Origin of the sequence: Gordonia sp. (in: high G+C Gram-positive bacteria) (assembly GCF_052106715.1) — a bacterium.
In the GTDB taxonomy this organism is placed as follows: domain Bacteria; phylum Actinomycetota; class Actinomycetes; order Mycobacteriales; family Mycobacteriaceae; genus Gordonia.
On sequence record NZ_JBQEDL010000078.1, the window covers coordinates 1 to 2,913 of the forward strand.

The 2,913-nt window shown below is 64.4% G+C and carries 1 protein-coding gene and 1 pseudogene; both read right to left on the reverse strand.

Annotated elements, in window-relative coordinates:
- Nucleotides 1-1,354 (reverse strand): annotated as a pseudogene (locus tag ACTIMF_RS19060) (hypothetical protein); the annotation flags it as partial.
- Between the two features lie 14 nt (nucleotides 1,355-1,368).
- Nucleotides 1,369-2,625 carry an ATP-grasp domain-containing protein gene (locus ACTIMF_RS19065; protein WP_442351853.1) on the reverse strand — a complete coding sequence of 419 codons (1,257 nt, stop codon included), beginning with the start codon at nucleotides 2,623-2,625 and terminating at the stop codon, nucleotides 1,369-1,371.
- Nucleotides 2,626-2,913: the final 288 nt, after the last annotated feature.

The window sequence follows — 2,913 nt, forward strand, 5'->3', positions numbered from 1 at the left end:
CCCCGGTGACGAGTTCGGAGGACGAGATGGACTGTCCTTCGAAGTGCGCGACCACATCATCATCGCGCGCAGCCCACGCGACGACCTGCAGCAGGTAATCGGGGTCGTTATACGCCCACATCGAGAGCGCCCGCGCGGACTGGCATGTCGGATTGTCGCCCTGGCCCACGCCGAGGGGCTGGCCGAGCATAGCTAGCAGGCCGCCGATCAGGAGCGACTCGGGCTCGACCGCAGGGCCGAATGCCGACTGCAGGCGTTCGCGCACCCGGGGTGCGAGGGTGAGAGCGAGTTGGCGCCACAGCGACGGGACGACGGGCGGCTGGTGCAGGATCCCGCGGTCGAGCAGCAGTGCGAGCCCGTACAGACACTGGGCGTTCTGCGGCGAGACGGTCCGCCGGATCAACTCCTGCACGAGGTCGGCGTAGCGCAGCATGCAGTTGCGTCCCACCTCGGACACGCCGAGGACTTCGGGCAGCAAGTACACGTTCGTCTCGGCGAGGTAGGTGACCAGGACCGCGTGGTAACCGGAGACCAGCCCGGTGTCGTGCATGGCGCGGGCGAATCCGCGAGACTCCGACTCCAGCGCTTCGGCATCCATCGCTTCGATGCGTGAGAGGTACACGTCGGTGCCCGGATCTTCACGGCACGCTTCGGTCGGGCCGAAGAGCGCTGTGGTCAACCGGTCCAGTCCCTGCCCGCCAGCAGCATTGTGCTCAGTACGGGGGTCGTTGCGCGCGATGGCGATTCGGGTGACCATAGCCTTGACATGGTCCACCTGGATGGGTCGTTGACGCAGAATCCGCCAGATCTCGTCGCCCAACTCGTCTAGCACCGTGGCGTAGCCGATCTGCTCGACGATGTACGCGACAACCTCGCGGATCATCGCTGCAGACTTGCCCTGTTGGACGCGTTCGGCCTCCGATGGTGCAGCGAGCAACAGGTCGAGATTGATTGCGAGGACCTGCGACAGGAACCGTCGTGCGTCGTCGGCCGTCAGGTCGGCGTGCTCGTAATCGCCTTGCGCGATCGCCGCCAGCCTCAGTTCGCTGGCAGACTCCAAGACCACTGTGTCGACGTTCTCGCTGTGCAGACTCGGCCCAGCCAACGCCGCGACCAGGATCGCGGGATCATCCCAGTCAGTACCGCTGAAGACGCCAGACGCCTCAAGCGTCTGTGCGCGGTCACGGATGGCGGCGGGGCCGCCGTCTTGAGTGAGTACTCGGCGCAGCGCGTCCAACACTCGACGCAGTTTGGTCGCCTTGGTGTAGTCGGGCGCCTCGCGCATCGCGGTCACCGCGTGATCGAGTTGCTCCACCCGCGAGGTCAGCGCCGGGCTCGGTTGACAGTCGTCCATCGCCCGATCATTCCTTATACGTAGAAGTCGAGTTCTTCCTGCCTCTTCAGCAGGTCGCGCATCCGGTACGGATCCTCACCGAAGAAGTACAGAAGGCCCCAGTGGGTACCGAACGCGGTGCGTTTGGTGACTGTCTCCTCGAGAGGAGCCGAGAGATCGTTGGTCTCGTAGTAGTCGTCGTCGGCCGTCTCCTCGGGGACTTCCAATGACGACACCACGCGGCGCCGCGGGTAGACGCCGAAGCAGCCGGCGACACCGTGTGCGTCGACGACCTCTTGCGGGAAGAACGCGTCGATCTCCTCTTCGGTGGTCTTCGGGTCGAATGCAAGCACCATGCCCTGGTATGCGTTGAACCCGTATGCGCGCTCGAGGAGTTCGAAGACCTTGAACCCCGGCGGCCGGTACGCGACCTCACCGAAGTACATCTCGCCGTCGTTGGTGACGAAGTACTCGGGATGAACGAAGCCGAAGTCGATGTCGAAGGCCTTGATCAGCTTCTCGATCTGAGCGGTGATCTGCGGACGGTACTTCTCGAGCTCCGGCGTAGCCGGCACGAACACCGAGTATCCGAGCGTCACGTACTCGGAGATGTTGAGGAACTTGATCTTGCCGTTGTGGATCCACGCCTCGACTGCGAACTCCCAGCCGTCCAGGTGCGACTCCATCAGCACCGGGAACTCCTCGTCGGGAATCGAGTCGACATCGTCTGGGGTGCGGACTACGCGGTGTCCCAGGCAGCCCGCCTTGTCGAACGCCTTGAGGTGGATCGGGTCGTTCGGGTCGCCGTCGAGCTTGAGAAGCGTCTGGTTGACGCGCCGTAGGAATCGGATCACGTCCTCGCGGTCGTGCGCCTCCTCGAAGATGCCGACGCGGATGCCGCCGAGTTGGGCTCGACGCTTCATCAGCGCCTTGTCGCGCAGAAGCATCGCCTGCCCGAACAGGCGGGGCTTGTCCATCAGTACCGAGTTGATCGCGCCTGCCCACTCGACCGTCTCCTCGAACAGCGGGATCGCGACGTTGACACCCATTCCCTGCAGCGTCTCGGCGATCTCCATCGAGCGGTCGTTGAGCCGCTCGAAGTTCCAGGGGAGGAAGGGAATGTCGTGCTCGGTGCAGTACTCTTCGGCCCAGTCCGGGGCCACCACCACGTATCGCCGATCGAAGGCGTCGAGTGCCTCGACAGCCCCCAGGCTCCAGCCGAGTAGCGCCACGTATCCCTTGTCGGGATCCTTCGGCGCCTTGGTCGATGACGTCGGTGCAGGCGTAGCCATGCATGTCCTTTCGCTCAATAATCGTGCGTGGTTTCATGCGGTTCTTCTTCTTGCACCGTACAGACCCGGCCGCCGCACGTCGCAACGCCGTACTGCGCTCCGGCGCCGCGCGGTGATCCGTTTCTGGCCAGTATCAGGCCTTTTCCACGGTCGACGAGAGGTGCGACTCTCATGCCGCGTCGGGGCGGGCCGTCATAGTGCGTCGACTGTGCGACCGTAAGGGTTCGCGGTGTCGGTTCGGGTGGTCCGGATCGACCGGTTCGCGGAACCAGGGGTATCCGTCGTGGC